The organism is Candidatus Spongiihabitans sp. (assembly GCF_965247905.1).
GTDB lineage: Bacteria > Pseudomonadota > Gammaproteobacteria > Arenicellales > Poriferihabitantaceae > Spongiihabitans.
In genome coordinates this window covers 454,139-472,960 of the sequence record NZ_OZ252047.1, presented here as the reverse complement: position 1 = coordinate 472,960, position 18,822 = coordinate 454,139, and the positions used below count along the sequence as shown (strand labels likewise).

The following is an 18,822-nucleotide window of genomic DNA, read 5'->3' as shown; positions in this document are numbered from 1 at the left end:
GCACATCCGCCCGCAGGAAATCAAAGTACCCACCGCCCGCAGACCCTGTAATCTAACATTTTTTCACTGGGTCAAGGGGGTAGTGTAGAAAAATATTTGTGAAAACAAGAGGGTTGGTTTTGTCCTCTCGGTTCACCATTACCTATAATCCGTCATTGCCCGGCCCATATTATTATTGGCCGGGCAATCCAGTGGAATATGCTGTCCGGCGTAGCCGAACTCCTTATTCTCAATGTGCCATTGCCCTCCCAACGCGCCTTTGTCCTATCAATTCACCATTGCCCTACCATTTGTCATTGCCCGGCCCATATTATTATTGGCCGGGCAATCCAGTTATTAAACCGTTCGGCAAAGCCGAACTCCTTATGCGGTGAAGCCGCGCCGTTTGATGCGAGAATGACGAATAAGAGTCGTCATTGCCCGGCTTGTTCCGGGCAATCCAGTTATTAAACCGTTCGGCGTAGCCGAACTCCTTTTATCGCGGCTTCGCCGCAAACGAGTCACGCTACGACTCCTTCTAAGAAAACAACAGCAACTTGGGAACGTGTCTCAATTCACCCAACAATATCCTCATACAAATCCATCCACTCGGGATTGTGCTTTTCAATAAGCGCCAACTTCGTTTTTCTGTGCCACTTTTTCATCCGCTTCTCCCGCTCTATCGCCAACAACATTTCCCCGTGCTCCTCAAAATAAACCAGTTTATGCACTTGATGTTTTTTAGTGAACCCTTCGCTCGAATTATTTTTGTGTTGCCACACCCGTGCCGGCAAATCGCTGGTCACGCCGACATAAAGCGTTCCGTTGCGCCTGCTCGCCATGATGTAAACGTAAGGATGTTTTTCTCGCATGATGGTTTTATTGTGCCATGAAGAGTCCGGCTACGCATCCTCTCTGCCGTCATTCTCGCCGCAGGCGGAAAAAATCGCCCTCCCCGCCGTCATTCTCGCCGGCAGGCGGGAATCCAGACGCGGCGTAGCCGCGCAATAGCGGCTAACGCCGCTGAGTTTAATAACTGGATTGCCCGGCCAATAATAATATGGGCCGGGCAATGACAAATGATAGGTAATGGTGAATTGAGAGGACAAAGGCGAGTTGAGACGCCAAAGTAACCGAGAATAAGGAGTCACGCTGCGCGTGACAAATATTTAACTGGATTGCCCGGAACAAGCCGGGCAATGACGGGTTGGGGGGCAGTGGTGAACCGGAAGGCGATGACTCCTTTTGAGAGGACAATGGTAAACGAGAATAAAAAGTCTGGTTTGACCGGATAATCCAGTTATTAAACCGTTCGGCAAAGCCGAACTCCTTTGCGGCGTAGCCGCGCCGTTTGATGCGAGAATGACGGCAAGGCGATGATGCTTGTTGCTTACCGCTAATATATGAGCGCGTCCCGGCGGCTACGCCACTCTGGTTCCCCGCTTGCCGGCGAGGATGACAAATAAGGGTCGTCATTGCCCGGCAAATAAGGGTCGTCATTGCCCGGCTTGTTCCGGGCAATCCAGTTATTAAACCGTTCGGCGTAGCCGAACTCCTTTGCTTTGATGCCGCGCCGTTCGATGCGAGAATGGCGGCAAGGCGGAGGTGCTTGTTGCTTACCGCTAATGTATGAGCGCGTCCCGGCGGCTAACGCCGCCTCGCACAACCGATAACCCATGCCAATCAATTACCCATAACCGGACTATGACATCCCAACTCGTTATTAAAATACGCGTCCGGCGTAGCCGGACACAAAGCCGGCGGCTTCGCCGCCGATGAGTCACTTGAGTACTTCGAGGATGGTGGCCATGGCAGCGAGACCAGCGAAAAGCATAAATCCGAGGCGGATAGTCATGGTCTTGTTGAGGTCTTTCAAGCCGAACTCGGTGGCAAGACGAAGTGCGTCGATGTCGCCTCGAACGGCTTTGATGTCAGACTGAACGTCTTTGATGTCAGACTTGGTGGCTTTGATGTCAGACTGAACGACTTTGATGTCAGACTGAACGTTTTTGATGTCGCCTCGAACGTCTTTGATGTCGGACTGAACGTCTTTGATGTCAGACTGAACGTTTTTGATGTCGCCTCGAACGGCTTTGATGTCAGACTGAACGGCTTTGATGTCAGACTGAACGTCTTTGATGTCAGACTTGGTGGCTACATGATCGTTAATGGCGGTGCCGATGGTGGTTACCATGACTTCGGCCAGTTTCTCTTCGGCTCCAGCGTCCAGAAGGTTTTTGACGGCTTGATGAGTGTCAAATGCTAATGATGACATGTCCTTATCTCCATGTTGAAAAAAATGAATGGTAAGTAAAACACTGTTTTGCGGGGAATGCAAATGGTTTTACCACACTCTTGCCTGTTTTTGTTATGGTCGTTATGGTCGTTATGGTCGTTATGGTCGTTACGGTCGTTACGCTGTGTAGTGTAGTGTTGCGCATCAAACAGCGCGGCTTCGCCGCAAATGAGTCCGGCCAATAATAATATGGGCCGGGCAATCCAGTTGTTAAACCGTTCGGCGTAGCCGAACTCCTTTTATCGCCAACTATACTTGCTTCCAGTCGACCCAAATCCGCCACCGCCGCCACCGACGTCACCGCATCCATCATCTGCTGCGCCGACACAACATTAATACGCCGCGCGGTGTCTGCAAATTCACCGTGCCGCTGACCAGCGTAACCCGCGCACCTCGCATCCGAGTTCGATTAACCGCCGCACCAGCACCGGGCTTTTATACGCGGCAATGCCGCCGCTGACGCCGACTAAAATTCGCTTGTGTTTATGCCAGTTCATGGGGTATAGTTTAACCTCAATTGCACGGAAGCCAAAGGAGAACAGGCATGGCAAGCACCCCCATCACGCAGTGGCCAACCGGCGAGCGGCCACGAGAAAAACTGGCGCAAAGCGGCGCCGCATCACTTTCCGACGCCGAATTGCTGGCGATATTTTTGCGCACCGGCATCAAAGGCAAATCGGCAGTCGATATTGCCCGCGACCTGCTGAACGAATACGGCGGCTTGCGACAAGTACTCAACGCCGAACCAGGCACGTTGGCGAGCATGCCGGGATTGGGCCCGGCAAAGAGCGCGCAACTGCAAGCGGTGCTGGAACTCGGCAAACGCTACCTTGAGCAAAAACTGAAACGGGAAGGTCCGCTCACCAGCCCGGCGCAAGCCGCCGAGTTTTTGATATACCAACTGCGCGACCAACCCCGCGAAGTTTTTGCCATCGTGTATCTCGACAACCGCCATCATGTGTTGCGCTACGATGAACTTTTTTACGGCACATTGAACGGCGCCACGGTGCATCCCAGAGAAGTGGCCAAAAGCGCCCTGCGACACAACGCCGCCGCGGTCATCGTCGCGCACAATCATCCCTCCGGCATCGCCGAACCAAGCCAGGCCGACACCACGTTAACCGTGAAATTAAAAGAAGCACTCAACCTGGTCGAAGTGCGCCTGCTGGATCATCTGGTCATCGGCGACGGCGAATTTGTGTCTATGTCCGACCGGGGATTGTTTTAGGGTGGGGGCATGTTGGGGAATGGTGGTTTTTAAGGGGTTGAAACGTATTTTCCACTGAATAATGCCAGAAACATTCTGGATTCGTGGCATGACGAAAAAAGGAAACCGACATAATGAGTTCGGCTACGCCGAACGGTTTAATAACTGGATTCCCGCCTGCGGCGAGAATGACGGGCTGGGGGGACAATGGTGGATCGGAAGGCAATGAGTCCTTTTGAGAAGACAATGGTAAATAAGTGTCACGCAAAGCGTGACACTAAAACGTGCTCTGGCGTAGCGGACATTTTCTCTCGTGTGCTTTAGCATCTCAACGTGCCTTTGTCCTCTCGGTTCACTATTACCTATCATTTGTCATTGCCCGGCCCATATTATCATTGGCCGGGCAATCCAGTGGAATATGCCGTTCGGCGCAGCCGAACTCCTTTGCTTTGATGCCGCGTCGTTCGATGCGAAAATGACAGCAAGGCGGTGGTGCTTGTTGCTTACCGCTAATGAAGGAGTCACGCTGCGCGTGACAATTATCTACTGGATTGCCCGGAACAAGCCGGGCAATGACGGGGGGGGGGGGGGGGGGGTAATAGTGTTGTCACGCGTAGCGTGACTCATTTGCGGCGTGGCCGCCTTAAAACCTCAACTCGCCTTTCAGCAGAATAGTATCGTCATCATCGTCCGCATCTCGGTGTTCGCCTACGAGGTCCAAATCAAGGCGGTTGCCGAGTTTCCATTGGATGCCTAGGCGGTAGCGGTTGCTGTCGTTGCTTAGGGTCATTGCGGTGTATGGCGTTAGCAAGCCGGGGGTGGTGCCGCTGCCGAGCCAGGGTGCCGTGCCAGCGGAGATGCCGAAACCGATCCGCAGGTCCAGCCGTGCGGCGTAATCGCGGGTGGCATCTGCGGCGGTGTCGGTGTCGGCATCGGTGTCGGTGTCAGCACCGGTGGCATTGCCGTTGGCATCGCGTAAGCCATCTTCCCATAGACGTTGGATGTCGCCGGCGTCATCGCCGTAACCGGGGCTGAGGGCGAATGACCAGCCTTGGCCATCGGCGCCGGCGGTCTGTTTGATGGTGCCGCTGACTCCCCATTCATTGGCGTTGCCATCGTGTCCGAGCAGCGCGCGGGCTTTGCCTTCCACGCTAAAGCCGCTGGCATTGACATGGGATATGCCGAAGCCGAGTTCGGCGCCGGTGCCGGTGGCGCCATCGCCGCCGTCATGGCGTATGCCCAATTCCATGCTTCGTTCGGTGCGCGCGCCGTTGACCAGTGCGATGCTGTTGGTGGATTCCAAACTCACGCGCGCGCGGTTGACATCCACTTGCCGTCCACCAAAAATGCTATTGCTTTCGTCCACTTCCAGCGTGCTTTGCGTGACTTCGCCTTTCAATCGCAGGGTGTTGGCGCCGCGTTGCAATACGATGCCGTTGCCGCCAATGGCAAAGGTATTCATGGACAGGTCGTCACTGAATGTGGCGCCGGCGCCGGCGCCGTCATCCGAATCCAGTTCGCCTTTGCCGTAACCGGCGGTCATCCACACTTCGCCGCGCGCATTGCTCCAGCCGAGGTAGGGATTGATGCTGGTCATGCTGATGTCGTAGGTTTTTTTGGTGGTGTCGTCGGTTTCCAGTTCGCCTTCGTTCCGCGATAGCGCCACGCCGCCAATCGCTTCGGCGGTGATGCGCGTGTCCAGACCGAGATGTATGCTGAACATGTCGCCGTCCCAATCCAGTGCCAAGTCTTCATCCTCGCCACCGAAGTTGCGGTAGTCGCCGGAGCCCCAGAAGGTTATGCCCCCTGCGGCATCGCCATCGGTGGCGTTCAACGGCAGCGCAAACGCCGAGTTGCCGAGCAGGGTTTTCATATCCAGCGTGCCATCCTCCATTGACGACGCGTGGGTGTTCATCAGGCTGGCCAGGGTGGAGGACATGGACTGGTTGTCATTGCCATTTCCACCTCCATTCCCATTAAATGGCATTTGTTGCCCGGCGAAGTTGAAACTGCTGCCGCCGTTTTGTTGTGTTCGTGCGCGTTCGACCCGCCCGGCGATGGCGCTGATGTTCTGGTCGGCTATTGCGCGCGCGACTTCCGACAAAATCACTTCGACAACCTTATCAGCCAGCGTCGCCGTGCCGTTCGCGGTCGCCGCTGTCGCGGGGCCTGTGTTCGGGGTGTCGGCGGTGTCCATCACGCTATTGGCGGCAAGGATTAGGCTGAAGGTTGCCGCGGTCGGGGTGAAGGTGATGGTGTAGGCAGCACCGCTACCGCTCACGTTAGTCACCGTGACATCGGTGGAAGTGGAGAAGTCATCCACCGTCAAACCGGTTACCGCCTCGGAGAAGGTGATGTCGTGATCCTGCGCCGTGCCAATCACACCTTCGGTAATGCTACCGAGGGTCACCGTCGGCGCGGTGATGTCCGGCTCGTCGGTGGCAGTGCCGGTTACGCTCGCTTCTACCGCGGGTCCAGTGTTGCCGGCCAGGTCGGCCACGCTGTCTATGGCAAGGGTCAGGCTGAAGGTTGCCGCAGTCGGGGTGAAGTCGATGGTATAGATGCTGCGGGTGGCGCTGCTGACCAGGGCTACGCTATTCACCGTGGCGCCAGTGGCGGTGATGTCGCTGTCATCAAAACCGGTCACCTCCTCGGAGAAGGTAATGGTGTGCGTCTGTTCGGTGCCAATCACACCAACGACGGTGATGTTGTCAAAGGTTGCCACCGTCGGCGCGGCGCGGTCCAGCGTTACTTGCAAAGAGGCGGGAGCAGACTCGACACCACCGATGGTCTGGCGGACGCGTAATTGATAGGTGGCATCGGCCAAGGAACCCAAATCAAAACTGGCGGTGATGCTGGTGGCAAGTGGGTCGGATGTTGGGTTAGTGCCGTTCGTGTAACTCACGCCGTCGTCAGTAGAGTAATCCCAGGAATCAGCCGGATCAGGACTCCTGTCCGTGCCAAAATCGCTCCCCAGTTGCACATTCACCAAGCCATTGCTAGTGATGCCATCGCTGGCACTAGAGCCAGTGTCCATATTCAGGGCGATGCTTGGTGCCGGGGTCGCGCCTGCGGCAATCACGGCTACGGTCGGCGCGCTGGTGGCGGTTTTGCCGCTACCCTCTCCATCGGTGTAAGTGGCGATGACTTGAATGGTCCTGTCTTCATCGGTTGCCACCGGCGTGTAGGTTGCACCGGTGCCCGCGCCGCTGATGGCGGTGTAGTCGGTGCTACCGGACGGCGCACTTTGCCATTGATAGGTGACGCCAGTAACCGCGCCATCCGGGTCGGTTACCCTGGCAGTCAATACCTGCCCTACCTGAGCCGTGCCGTCAATGAACACCATGCCTTTTTCATCCACATTGGTAACCGTTACCGTTACCGCCAGCGGTGCGCTTGCCAGGTTGCTTGGGACACCATTGGTTTCCGTGGCGGTAATGGTGATCGAGTAGGTCGCGCCGCGCGCGTCTTCAAAGTCCGGCGAAGCGTTGAAAATCAATGCGCCGCTTGTGGGATCAATCGCAAAGAAACTCGCATCCGTGCCAGCGACTGACCAGGCGATGGCGTTGCTCTCGGCATCGGTCGCGGTGTAGGTCGCCACCGGCGTGCTGTCGTTCTCGGCATAATTCGGTGCTGCCTCGCCACTGACTACCGGCGCGGTGTTGGGTAAGCGGGTGACGGTGACGGTGAAGTCGGCCGTGGCGGTGGCGTCATTGGCGTCGGTCACCGTGTAGGTCAGCACGGTGATCCCCGCCGCGCTCGGCGTACCCGACAGCGTGCGGGTGCCGGCGGTAAAGGCCAGCCCGGGCACTTCGCTCAAATCGGTGCCGTTCGGGCCGGTCAGGGTGTAGGTCAGGGTGCCGGTGCCACCGCTGGCTTCCGGCAGGACCAAGTCGGTGATCTCGGTGTCCATGGTATAGCCCTGGTCGTCCGGCGCGGTCAGCGCCGGGGGCGCGGCCACGGTGAGCTTGAATTCCTGATCGAATTCTTTCCCACTCGCGGCGTCTTGGACACGGTAGGTGATGATGGATTCCGCGACTACTGCGGTCGGCGTGCCGGACAGCGTGCGGCTGTCCTCATCGAAGCTCAGACCCGCCGGCAGGGCGGCGTCCGCCGGCCCGGTCAGGGTGTAAAGCAACCGGGGGGTCGTGCCGGTGCCGCCGGTGGCTGCCGGCAGGGTCAGGTCGACCGCCGTGCCAACCGTGTAGTCCTGGTCGTCCGGTTCGGCGGCAAACCCCAGCGCGGCGAACGGCGGGGGTGAGCAGGCCGATGCGCCATCTGGGCTCCCGCGCCCCTCGCATACCGTGACAAAGACGGTGATGGTGTCGCGGCCACTGGCCGTGTCGTCCACCGCGTAGACGAGTTCAAAGCCATCACTCTCTGTTTCACCCGCGCCCGCAAGCGTCGGTGTGCCCGAGAGGGTGCGGGTGGCCGGATCAAAGCTAAGCCCCAGTGATTCCAGTGAATGGTCTTCTCCGGCCAGAGAGTAGGTCAGGTCGCCGGTGCCGCCGATGGCTTCCGGAAAGACGATGTTATCGGTAGCCACCCTCAACTGGAAATACAGGTCGATGTAGTCTGCGTTGGCCACCGTACCGATTTCCACTCGACCAAAGAACATCGGGGGGGCGGACGGCGCGGTGGTGTCAGCGGCGGTCGTTCCCGTGTTGGTCACATAAGCGCCTGCCACTTCGGCGGTGGTGCCGCTGCCGGCTTTGGCGCGCACACGCACAGTGTAGCCGGTGTCTGCCGTCAAGCCGGTGATGGCGGCGGTCTCGGCAGTCACCACGACATTCGTATCCGCGTAGGTGTTGTCGTCCGCGTCGGTCACTTTATATTCCACATCAAAGCCGGTGGTCGGGTCTTTGTCGGTGCCGGATCCTTGCGTCCAGGACACCGCGAGGGTGCTCTGGGCGGGCGAGCCCACGTTGACGGTAACGCTGGCAATGACGCGCGGTTGCGCCACATTGGGGATGACGATGTCCACCGTGTCGGTAACGGGCGGGTTGCCGCCGCCGGACAGGGTCACGCTCAACTCAAAAGTCAAGGTGGTGTCGACGGTTACATAAGGCGTGGTGAAACTCACCTCCGCCATGGCCGGGTTGATGATGGTCAGCGGGGTGGACGGCAGTAAGCCATTGGTCAGGGTGTGCGTCCATAAAATGACCGGGTCGGTGCCAGGATTGGTGATGGTGCCCTCCAGATTCACAGCCGTGTTTTCCAGCACATCAGGTTGATCCGCGCCGGCATTCAGCGCCAGGCCGGCGGTGGCACTGCCGATCGCGCTCGCCGCGGTCGCGGGTCCCGTGTTCGAGGCGGTGTCCATCACGCTGTCGGCGGCAAGGGTCAGGATGAAGGCGGTCGCTCGCGGGGTGATGCTGATGGTGTAGGTGGTGCTGGGGCCGCTGGCCGGGGTCACACTATTCACCACGAGGTCGCCGGACGCCACAATGTTGTTGGAAACGGAGAAATCACCCACCACCAAACCGGTAACCGCCTCGTCGAAGGTGATGTCGTGATCCTGCGCCGTGCCAATCACACCTGCGATTATGCTACCGAGGGTCACCGTCGGCGCGGTGGTGTCCGTGGCATCAGTCCTTACAGTAAACTCGGCAGAAGGATTACTTGATAGACCAGCAGAATTTGTTGCGATAATGACATACTTGTACTCTGTGTCAGGAGTCACGTCAGTATCAGTGAAAGTCAATAGACGGTCTGGTAGCACTTCTTCGTTATCAGTGACGCCTGCAACAATTCTGGTCAGGGTATAACTATCGGCACCAGTCACTGCACCCCATGTAATCTCTATACTTGTATCAGTAACTGCGCCGAGAACGAGTACTGGAGTAGCAGGTGCAGTTGGGGCAGCAGTGGTAGTTACTTTCAGACTACCAAATGCGCTACCTACACCAACAAACGAGCGAACCGCGTGGATACGATAAGTGTAATCTGTTTCAGGATCCAAGCCAGTATCAGGGTATGATGTATTACTAGTAGTTGTTATGCGGGTATCATCTCTATACAAATCATATTGTACGGCACTAGTTTGTGCATCCCATTCAAGGTCAATAGTGGTTGAAGTGATGCCTGCTGCCCTAAGCGCAGGTGGTTCGGTGGGCGACACGCTAACGGTCACGGTGCGGGTCAGCGTGTCGGTATTGCCGGCCAGGTCGGTCACGGTGTAGGTGTAGGTGTAGTCGCCGGGGACGGTGGTGTCCAGATCGGTCGCAAGGTCGGGTCCGGCAATAGTCGTCTCCAGATACTCGCCGGCATCCGTATTCACCCCACTCACGCCATCATCCATGTAATCATCGCTGTCGTAGGCAACGGTAACGGGGCCTCCGATTAGGTCGATAATCGGCAGCGTGGTGTCGACTTGCACATTATCAATGGGTATCTCAAGGTTAGTGACGCTATTGTTGTCGGCATCGGCGACGCCATCAATCACCAGTGTCACCCGGTTGGCATTCTCTGTTGAGACAGTATAGAGCGCAGAATACTGGTTGGCGGTGGCGGTTGTGAGCAGATTTTGTGCGTCTTCGGGATTATCGCCAAACCTGAATCTGACGCTATCTACGAGAGAAGCAGCGGTCAGCGGTTCGTCTGACTGCACAAACACGGTAAGGGTGTCGCCTGCATTCAGGTAGGTGATGCCATCCGACACGATACCGTCGGTGTGCTCAACGCGAAGCAGGGTAATCATCGGCGCGGTGGTGGTGTCCGCGGCAATCACGGCGGCGGTTGCCGCGCTGGTGACTTCTTTGCCGCCAGCATGACCATCGGTGTAAGTAGCAACTACTTGAATGGTCCTGCCGACATCATCAACTCCCGGCGTGTAGGTCATGTCGGTGCCGATGTCGGTGGTGGTGCCAGACTCCACGCTTTGCCATTGATAGGTGATGCCAGTAACCGTGCCATCCGGGTCGGTTACCGTGCCGGCGGTCAATTCCACGCCAACCTGAGCGGTGTCGGTAATGTCGCCGATGGCACCCGGCTCATCCACATTGGTAACCGTTACCGTTATCGCCAGTGTGTCTTCCATCGGCGGCGTGCCGTCATCGGTGGCGCTGATGGTGATTTCATAATCGTTGCCGCCGTCGTCATCCGCCGCGTCTTCAAAGTTCGGCGAGGCATTGAAGGTCAATACGCCGCTTGTGGCACCAATCGTGAAGAAACTCGAATCCGTGCCATCAAGCGACCAGGTGATGTCGGTATCCGCGGCATCGGCATCGGTCGCGGCGTAGGTATGCACCGCCGCAACATTCTCGCCAACCATTATCGCATCATCGCCAGCGGTTCTGGTAATCACCGGCGCGGTGTTGGTGGCGCGGGTGACGACTACCTCATATTCGTGCATGACGCTGCTGCCCGCGGCGGTGACCACGATGCGGATGGGGTTGGCACCAGGATTCAGCGAAATATCTCCACTCTCTGCGCCGCTGGTAACCACAGTGCCGGCCACGGTCACGCTGGCGGCGGTGTCACTCAGGGTTGGCCTAATTTTAACGCTTGCCACATCATTGCCCAGGCTGGCGGCGTAGCCCAGGATGTCAGACGCGAAGGTCGGCATCAGTTCAACCGCGGTGCTACCGCTATGGGTAATAGCCAAAGCCGACAGAGTCGCATCCACCACGGTGATGACCACACTGTCGCCGACTTGATTGGTGGCAGCATCGGTGACCACCAGGGTGAATTGATAGACCCCCGGCGTATCCGGCGCGGTGAAGGTCGCGGTCGCGCGGTTGGCATTGGTCAAGCCGACGAGCGCAGGTGCGTCACCGAGGCGGGATTGCCTCCAGGCATAGTGCAGAGCGCCGTTTTCAGGGTCGGTGGCGGTGCCGCTCAAGGTTACGGATGCGCCGACATTCACAGTTTGATCGGTGCCCGCATCGACAGTCGGCGGCATGTTGCCCGCCGCCGGAACGCCACCCGCGCTAATCGGCACCAAGGGAGGGCCGGTGTTGCCGGCGGGGTCGGCAACCTCGTCAGGGGCAAGGGTCAGGGTGAATGTCGCGGCGGTCTGCGTGAAGGTGATGGTATAGGTGGTGTTGAAGCCGCTTGGCGGGGTAACACCAGTCACCATGACACCCTCGGAAGTGGAGAAATCACTCACTGCCAAACCGGTTACCGGCTCGGAGAAGGTGATGGTGGGCGTGTGCACGGCGCCCATCGCAGCAGCGGCCGGGGCGTTAAAGGTCGTCACCCTCGGCGCGGTTATATCCACTCGAATCGTACTGGTTTCCGTGGCCCGGTTTTCAATGATACCGTGGGCGCTATCGGTGGCGGTCAATCGGTGAATCGTGAACGGCACCAACTCACCGTCAAGATCCCTAAAAGGCGCATGTAGCGCGTCCACCTCGTAGGTCGCGGTGTATTCATTGCCCGTGCCTTTTGTCAACTGCTGGGCGAAATGCTTGGCGATGCTAATGCCGTTCTTTGCGTCTCCCTCGGTGATTATTGGCACATTGGTGGTGAAGGTCAGGCTCAACTCGTCGCCGAATTTAGCGTAACCGGAGTTGGCGGCGTTATTGCCAGTGAGCACGGGTGCCACGGTAAAGGCAAGGGGGGCGATGATCACGTTGATGTCTATCGTGTCGGCGGTGCTTGTCGCCGGGGGAGTGCCAGCATCGGTAACGGTTAGTTCAAAGGTCAAAACCCCTGTCGCAGTGGGCGCGTCGAAGGTCCCTCTGTCGGTGATATGAGTCAAGTCGATGGGCGACGCGGGCGGGGTGCCATCGGTCAAGGTATGCACCCAGACATATCTCAGATTCAAGTTATTACCATCAGGGTCGTTGCTAGCCCTGCCATTCAGGAACACCCTACCGCCGGGATTCACAGTTCGATCGTTCCCAGCATTGGCAACCGGCGCGATGTTGTCGGCGCGGGTGACCGTGAGGGTGTAGGTTTTCTGGGAGCCGTCCTCGGCGGTGACTTCAATGGCGATGTTGTTCACACCAACATTCAGAGCAGCCGATACACTGGCTTGGTCGCTGACCGGCGGCGTGTCATTCACCACCACGTCCACGCTCGCGCCATCGTTAGTCGTGGTCGGCGTCACCGTAACGCTTGCCACCCCATTGTCCACGTCGGCGGTATAGGTCTCCCTGGCAGAATCGAAGGTCGGCGGCACCAGAGCAACCTGGTTGTCATCGCTATCGGCAATAGACAAACCCGACAGAGTCGCATCCGTGGACACGGGTTCGGGGGCGGTGCCGCGCGCGGCGGTCTCGGGGACGGCGTTGCCGGCGAGGTCGGTTACCGGGTCGGTCAGGGTGGCCGCGTTAAGGGTCAGGGTGAAGACTGCCGCAGTCGGGGTGAAGTCGATGGTATAGACGAGGTCGGAGCCGCTGACCGGGGCTACGCTATTCACCGTGGCGCCAGTGGCGGCGAGGTCGCTGCTATCAAAGCCGGTCACCGCCTCGGAGAAGGTGATGTCGTGCGTCTGCGGTGTGTTCGGCACACCTTCGGCAATGGCGCCGAAAACCACAGTCGGCGCGACTACATCAATTTCAATCGTGCTGGTGGCCGCGGGCGGGTCAAGCGTGTCGGCGGTAGCCACGGCTGTCATTGCGCCAATGTCATACTCCACCGGTACGCCGTTGCCTCCCGCAACACCCGCATGCGTCGCGTCCACCCGGTAGGTTGCGGTGTACATATTGTCGGTGTTTTCCACCCTGACGGCCTGCCCGGCGATGGTCACGGTCACGGCTGGGTCGCCCTCCAATGCCTGATTGACCGTGAAGGTCAGGGTCAGGATGTCGCCGGCTATGGCGTAATTACCATCGTTGCTGCTGGTGAGCACGGGTGCCGCGCTAAAGCCAAGCCCGTGCACGGTGACGGTGCGAGTAACCTGCACGGCGTTGTTACCGGCGGCGTCCTGCGCATCGTAGGTAATAGTGTAGATGCCGGCGAAGTTGGCACCCACTGTATCGCCAGCCACGACCAGCCTGATGGCATCATCCAGATTATCCGAGACGATGGCACCTTCATCATTATATGGAGGATCGTCCGTAGTCAGGTCAATCGCCGCGTGACCAGTGCGGACGATGCTTGGCGGCGTGGTATCAATGGTAAATGCGGCAAGACCGGCAAATCGGGAAGTAGTCCTAAACGCGCTCTGGCGCACTCGCACCTGATCGTCGGTATATTCGCCTTCGGGCAATTCAAGATGACGCCTGCTACCGCGGGTGTAAGTCTTGCCGCTATCGGTGGAGTATTCCCAGAAGCCCCCAGCGGCACCAAAATCATCCATCAGAGTGACAATTATCCCTCTATTCATGGTGATGCGGTCGGTATCTGAGCGACCCGTGTCCGCACTCAGGGCGATGCCCGGTGGCACCGGTCGCGCCGTGCCGAACGACGTGCTTGCGCTGGCAGCGGGACCCCTATTGCCGGCCAGGTCGGCCACGCTGTTGGGTCTAATTGCCACATAGAAGAATGCGGTAATCGGGGTGAAGTCGATGGTGTAGGTGGGGCGGTCGTTGCGCCCAGTGCCCTTCAACATGATACCGACCGAGGAGATACCGGGCTCGCTCCCGACCAATATATCACCCGCTTCAAAACCCGTCACCGGATCAGAGAAGGTGACATCAATGGAGCGCTGCCGGTTAAGCACATAATCATCGGCGAGGGCGGCAAAGGTCGCCGTCGGTGCGGTTTGGTCCACGGTAACTGCAATGCTGGCCGGGGCCGAGTCCACGCCGCTCACGGTCTGCACGACCAGCACCCGGCCCAGCGCATACACGCCTGCTTCCAGAGTGAAAGTGCGGATGAAGCCGTTGCGGTCGCCGATGAAACTGGTGCCGCTATCGGTGGAGTATTTCCAGGTGTCAAAGTTGCGATCAAAATTACTTGCCAGAGTCACAACCACCGCGCCATTGCGGGTGATGCCATCGTCGTCAATGCCGCTGTCCTCAGTCAGCGCGATGCTCGGTGGCGCGGGTGCGGTGCCGGCAACTATGGCGGCAGTCGGCGCGCTGGTGACGGTTTCGGTTTCGGCGCCAAAACCATCGGTGTAAGTGGCAACGACTCGCAGGGTCCTGCCGGCATCGGTTGCCGGCAGCAGGTAGGTTGAATCGGTGGCGCCGGTGATGGGGGTGTAGGCATTGTCTGCGCCCGCGCTTTGCCATTGATAGGTGATGTCACCAACCGCAATCGTGCCGGCCAGGTTGTCGGCGCTGACGGCATCCGGGTCGGTTACCGTGCCGGCAGTCAGGGTCTGCCCAATCTGGGCGGCGCCGGCGATGGCACCCATGGCGCCCGCATCTTCCACATTGATGAGCGTCACCGTGACATTGCGGGTGCCTTTCTGCGGCGGGATGCCGTTATCGGTGGCCGCAATAGTGACTTGATAGTCGTTTTTGTCTTCATCCGCCCGCTCGGCAAAGTTCGGCGAATCGTTGAAACTCAATACGCCGGCATCCATCGCAAAGAAATCCGCATCCGCGCCTTCGAGTGACCAGGTGATGGCGCTGCGAGGGTTGTCATCGGTCGCGGTGTAGGTCGCCACCGGCATGGTGTCATGCTCGTTATAATTCGGTGCTGTATTGCCCTGAATTATCGGCGCGGCGTTGACCACATGGCGCACGGTGAGGGTATAGGTTGCTTCGGCGCCGCCCCGCGCGGCGGTAACCACGATGGGAATGTCGCGGGATTCACCAACCGCCGGCAGTGCAATCGCAGCGGAGAGTTGGCGCGCCTGAACCACCATGCCGTCCACAGTCGCGCTCGCGTCGTTGTTGTCAGTGAAATACGCTACCCTAACCCTTTGCACATCATTATCCACGCGCACGGTGTAATCCAGGCGGTTGCTCCCCGGCACTGCATTGATGTTGGTCACCGGCACTCTGATAGCCTGGCCGACGTCGCCCCTGATAGCCAGTTCCGCCAGACGCGTATCGGTGCTCCTGTCGATGCGGGTCACGGTGATGCGATAGGTGCGGGTGTTGCCGGCCTCGGCGGTGACGACAATGTTGATGGGGGCGTTTATGCCACCCTGCAGGTTAATCGCTTGACTGGCTTGGCCGCTGGCAACCCTGGCACCGTTCACAGTCACGCTCGCGCCGTCGCCATTCACGGTCGGCGTAATCCTGACGCTTGCCACACTATTCAGCACGGTGACGGTGTAGTCGGTGTCCTCGCGGGCAGAATTAAATTCGGGCGTCAAGCCGCCCGGCGAGATAGCCAGAGCCGACAGAGTCGCCTCCGTGGACGCGACGTCGCCGGTCACGGTGATGGTTACCGTGCTGGCGCGGCTGGCCTGGGGAGAGCCAGTATCGGTAACGGTCAGGGTAAAGGTCAACACCCCGGCAGTCGTCGTGGGGAAGGTCGGGCTGACGGTGTCGGCATTGGTCAGGGCGATTGCCGTGGCCGGCGTGGTCGGGATGCCATCGGTTCGAGTATGCTCCCATGAGTATGTCAGCGCATTGTCATCACCATCGGGGTCGCGGCTGCCAGAGCCGTCCAGAATGACCAGCGCGCCGGTAGCCACTTCTTGATCGTCGCCGGCATTTGCCATCGGCGGGTGGTTTACCGCCGCTGTTACGGTGATGATTACCGTGTCGGTGTGGCTTGCCGGGGGAGAGCCATCATCGGTGACGGTCAGGGTGAAGGTCAATCTCCCAGTCGTGGCCGGCGCGGTGAAGGTCAGTCCGGAGGTGGTGGCGCCGGACAAGGCGACAGTCGTGCCGCCGGTCTGCACCCAGGAGTATGTCAACGTATCGCCATCGGGGTCGCTGCTGGCGGAGCCGTTCACGGTGATGGCCATGCCGACAAACACAGTTTGGTCGCGTCCGGCGTCTGCCACCGGCGGCGTGTTGGGCATGGCAATCACCGCGGCGGTCGCCGCGCTGGTGGCGGTCTGGCTGGCGAATCCCGGCACGCCGGTGTAAGTAGCCACCACTCGAATAATCCTGCCGACATCACCGACCACCGGCTCGTAGGTCGCACCGGTGGCACCGCTGATGGCTGCCCAGTCGTCGGAGTCGGCGGCGGTGCCGTCCGCGGCGCTTTGCCACTGGTGGGCGGGGGTGACACTAACCTCGCCACTCGTGTTGCTCGCGGTGACGGCATCCGGGTCGCTTGCAACGCTGCCGGCGGTTAGCATCGCGCCGACATGGGCGTCGCCGGTGATGGCGCTGATGGCGCCCGGTTCATCCACATTGGTAACCGTAATCGCAATTGCCAGGTCTTGGGCCACGGGCTGAAAACTGTCATCTACGGCGCGTATAGTGATGTTATAGAGGTTGTCCGCGCCCACATCCCGCAGTGCCTCATAGTCCGGCAAGAACTGAATTTTGAGTCTGCCGTCCGAGTCAATGTTGAATAAACCAAAATCCGGGCTGTTACTGTCTCTCACCCCCCAGGTTGTAAGATTCGCCGTGGTGGTGTAGGTTGCCAGAACAGTGTCGTCGGCGGTGTTCTCGGGAATTGACAGGGTCGCAGGACCGATGACGAGCGGCAGCGGCGGAGCCTCAGCAGGTATTGGTCGCCATATCCGCACGCCACCAACTGTTGTAGGAGTCCCACTACCAGAATCTATATGACTCAATACGCCGAGTCTTCTCGCAGCATTGACCCGGTCAAGATCCTCAGCCTTGATAGTTAAGGGGGAAGAAACGAAATTATAAAGTATGCTATCACCTGCTTCCCTTATGCCAATACTATAAAAGCCGCGGAAAGTGGGTATATTCTCCCAAGTCAGTCGGAGGGAATTATCGCGTAGTCTTTCAATGGTTAGCGTGGGTTCAACCGCAGTGGTAGTTAAAATCAGATTATTAGATGCGCCACTTGTCCCGGCAGGGTTAGTTGATGTGGCAGCATAAAGGTAACGTGTTTCAGGATTCAAGCCAGTATCAGTGTATGATAATTCACTGGTAGTGGTTATGAGATTGCTATCTCTAAACAATTTGTATTCAGTGGCGCCATCTACTGCATCCCACTCAATCACAATACTGGTTGGAGTGATTGCTCCGCTTCTAAGTACCGGTGGGGCAGGGTTAACGGTCACGGTGCGGGTAGCCGTGCCAGTATTACCAGCGGCATCGGTCGCACGGTAGGTAATCGTGTAGATGCCGACGGTGCCGGTATCCACAGTGTCCGTCGTGGTGGGCTTCGGCACGTTGTCATCCAGAATATCCGTGGCGGTGGCGCCCACCTCGTTGTAGGTGCCGCCCACATCCAGGGTAATGCTGGCGAGACTAGTCAGGGTGACGACTGGCGGCGTGGCATCAAAGATAAATGCGTCAAGCCCGGCAAAATCGGAACGAACGAGTTTCACGGTCTGGCGCACTCGAATCTGATTGTTGGTGTATTTGCCGTCGGGCAATTCGAAACGAAGCATATTGGTGGAGCGCGCTTCGACTGCCGAAGTATAATTGTAATTAGCACCGTCATTGATGGATATTTCCCAGGAGTCCCTGTTGGCATCAAAATTACTCGCCAGAGTAATATCTATCCCTCTATTGCTGGTGATGCGGTCCGAATCTGAGCTACCCGTGTCCGGACCCGCCAGGGCGATGCTCGGCCGAGCAACCGGCGCTCCTCGGGGAGTCACTTCGTAGGTGGCTTCAGCGCTCCTGCCACGAGAATTTTTCGCAGTCAGGGTAAGTATGATCTCCCTACCGGGTATGCGGTTGCTAAGTGTGTGGGTTCTTGCGTTACCTCCCAGGTTTACCCTGACAGCATCGTCCTTATCGCCAGTATCATAATGATGTATCTGATATTCGGTTATTGCCGCGCCATTACTTGCCGGGGCAGTCCAGGTTAGCACCACTGCATCGGCAAAGCCGGTCGAGGTAAAGTTGGTTGGCGCGAGAGGCGCGCCTGCGGTTACACTTATAAAGCTTGTAATCCTATTGCCATCACCCGCGGGCTTGGGTCTTACAGTAATACGGTACGTTTTTCCGTTGGTCACTGTTAGTGGTAGTAAATCGTTAACACTATAGTCGAATGACCCGGCGTTGGTGGCCGGGATATTGAAATTGACGGTCGTTCCATCTGTAGGTTTAGCCGTTACAAAATAGCTAAATGTTGTCCCACCAGTGGCGGGTTTCATCCAACTTATGCGGATGTCATTATTGCCAGGTACTCCCTGAAAGTTGACTGCTTCTTGCGCCTGGGCGATGCCGGTTGCTGCCAGCATCGCCACCAGCAACGCCGCGGCGAAAACGAATTGGGTGACTGTTTTATTCATAGCACCCGCCCCCTGCTGTGTGCTGGGGGGGGGGGGGGGGGATACGCATCCTGGCAGCAATGCGGATGCAAAAACGAATGGTAGTGATTATTCTATGCATGTGTCTTGCTCCTCAGAGATCCGAATAAAGTTAGTTTTAGGCGAGCCGCA

Annotated in this window: 11 protein-coding genes; 5 read left to right on the top strand and 6 right to left on the bottom strand. The window is 58.2% G+C overall.

All coding sequences use genetic code 11. The annotated features are described in order from the left end of the window. The first annotated feature begins 198 nt into the window (after positions 1–198). Entirely contained in the window at positions 199–450 is a 252-nt protein-coding gene (locus tag ACP158_RS02490) for a hypothetical protein (RefSeq protein WP_424947409.1), read from the top strand. A gap of 104 nt (positions 451–554) precedes the next feature. On the opposite strand, the gene ACP158_RS02485 is transcribed toward ACP158_RS02490, so the two are convergent. The 4 genes from ACP158_RS02485 to ACP158_RS02470 form a co-directional block, all read right to left on the bottom strand. Next, a complete protein-coding gene (locus ACP158_RS02485; RefSeq protein WP_424947408.1) occupies positions 555–851 on the bottom strand; it encodes a GIY-YIG nuclease family protein in 297 nt (98 codons plus the stop codon). 30 nt (positions 852–881) lie between these two features. Next, positions 882–1,052 (bottom strand): hypothetical protein, encoded by a 171-nt coding sequence (locus ACP158_RS02480; protein WP_424947407.1) that lies wholly within the window; start codon positions 1,050–1,052, stop codon positions 882–884. After that, positions 1,009–1,479: a hypothetical protein gene (locus tag ACP158_RS02475; protein ID WP_424947406.1), complete on the bottom strand. Its 471-nt coding sequence runs from the start codon at positions 1,477–1,479 to the stop codon at positions 1,009–1,011. The genes ACP158_RS02480 and ACP158_RS02475 overlap by 44 nt, the downstream gene beginning before the upstream one ends. 280 nt (positions 1,480–1,759) lie before the next feature. After that, positions 1,760–2,254, bottom strand: a complete 495-nt coding sequence (locus tag ACP158_RS02470) for a coiled-coil domain-containing protein (RefSeq protein ID WP_424947405.1) — start codon at positions 2,252–2,254, stop codon at positions 1,760–1,762. 28 nt (positions 2,255–2,282) lie between these two features. Here ACP158_RS02470 and ACP158_RS02465 point away from each other — a divergent pair, with 28 nt between their 5' ends. Beyond that, positions 2,283–2,405 (top strand): hypothetical protein, encoded by a 123-nt coding sequence (locus tag ACP158_RS02465; protein WP_424947404.1) that lies wholly within the window; start codon positions 2,283–2,285, stop codon positions 2,403–2,405. A 229-nt stretch (positions 2,406–2,634) separates the two neighbouring features. Here ACP158_RS02465 and ACP158_RS02460 read toward each other — a convergent pair whose 3' ends face one another. Continuing rightward, entirely contained in the window at positions 2,635–2,772 is a 138-nt protein-coding gene (locus ACP158_RS02460) for a flavoprotein (RefSeq protein ID WP_424947403.1), read from the bottom strand. 47 nt (positions 2,773–2,819) lie between these two features. Between ACP158_RS02460 and radC the strand changes: the two genes are divergently transcribed. The 3 genes from radC to ACP158_RS02445 all read left to right on the top strand — a co-directional run bounded on the left by radC (position 2,820) and on the right by ACP158_RS02445 (position 4,104). Further along, complete coding sequence (radC, locus tag ACP158_RS02455; RefSeq protein WP_424947402.1) at positions 2,820–3,503, top strand: RadC family protein; 684 nt, start codon at positions 2,820–2,822, stop codon at positions 3,501–3,503. Positions 3,504–3,564: 61 nt separating this feature from the next. After that, the gene (locus ACP158_RS02450; protein WP_424947401.1) at positions 3,565–3,711 is read left to right on the top strand and encodes a hypothetical protein; all 147 of its coding nucleotides are present in this window, start codon (positions 3,565–3,567) and stop codon (positions 3,709–3,711) included. A gap of 84 nt (positions 3,712–3,795) precedes the next feature. Continuing rightward, entirely contained in the window at positions 3,796–4,104 is a 309-nt protein-coding gene (locus ACP158_RS02445; protein ID WP_424947400.1) for a hypothetical protein, read from the top strand. Positions 4,105–4,125: 21 nt separating this feature from the next. Here ACP158_RS02445 and ACP158_RS02440 read toward each other — a convergent pair whose 3' ends face one another. Further along, complete coding sequence (locus ACP158_RS02440; RefSeq protein WP_424947399.1) at positions 4,126–18,672, bottom strand: cadherin-like beta sandwich domain-containing protein; 14,547 nt, start codon at positions 18,670–18,672, stop codon at positions 4,126–4,128. Positions 18,673–18,822 lie beyond the last annotated feature (150 nt).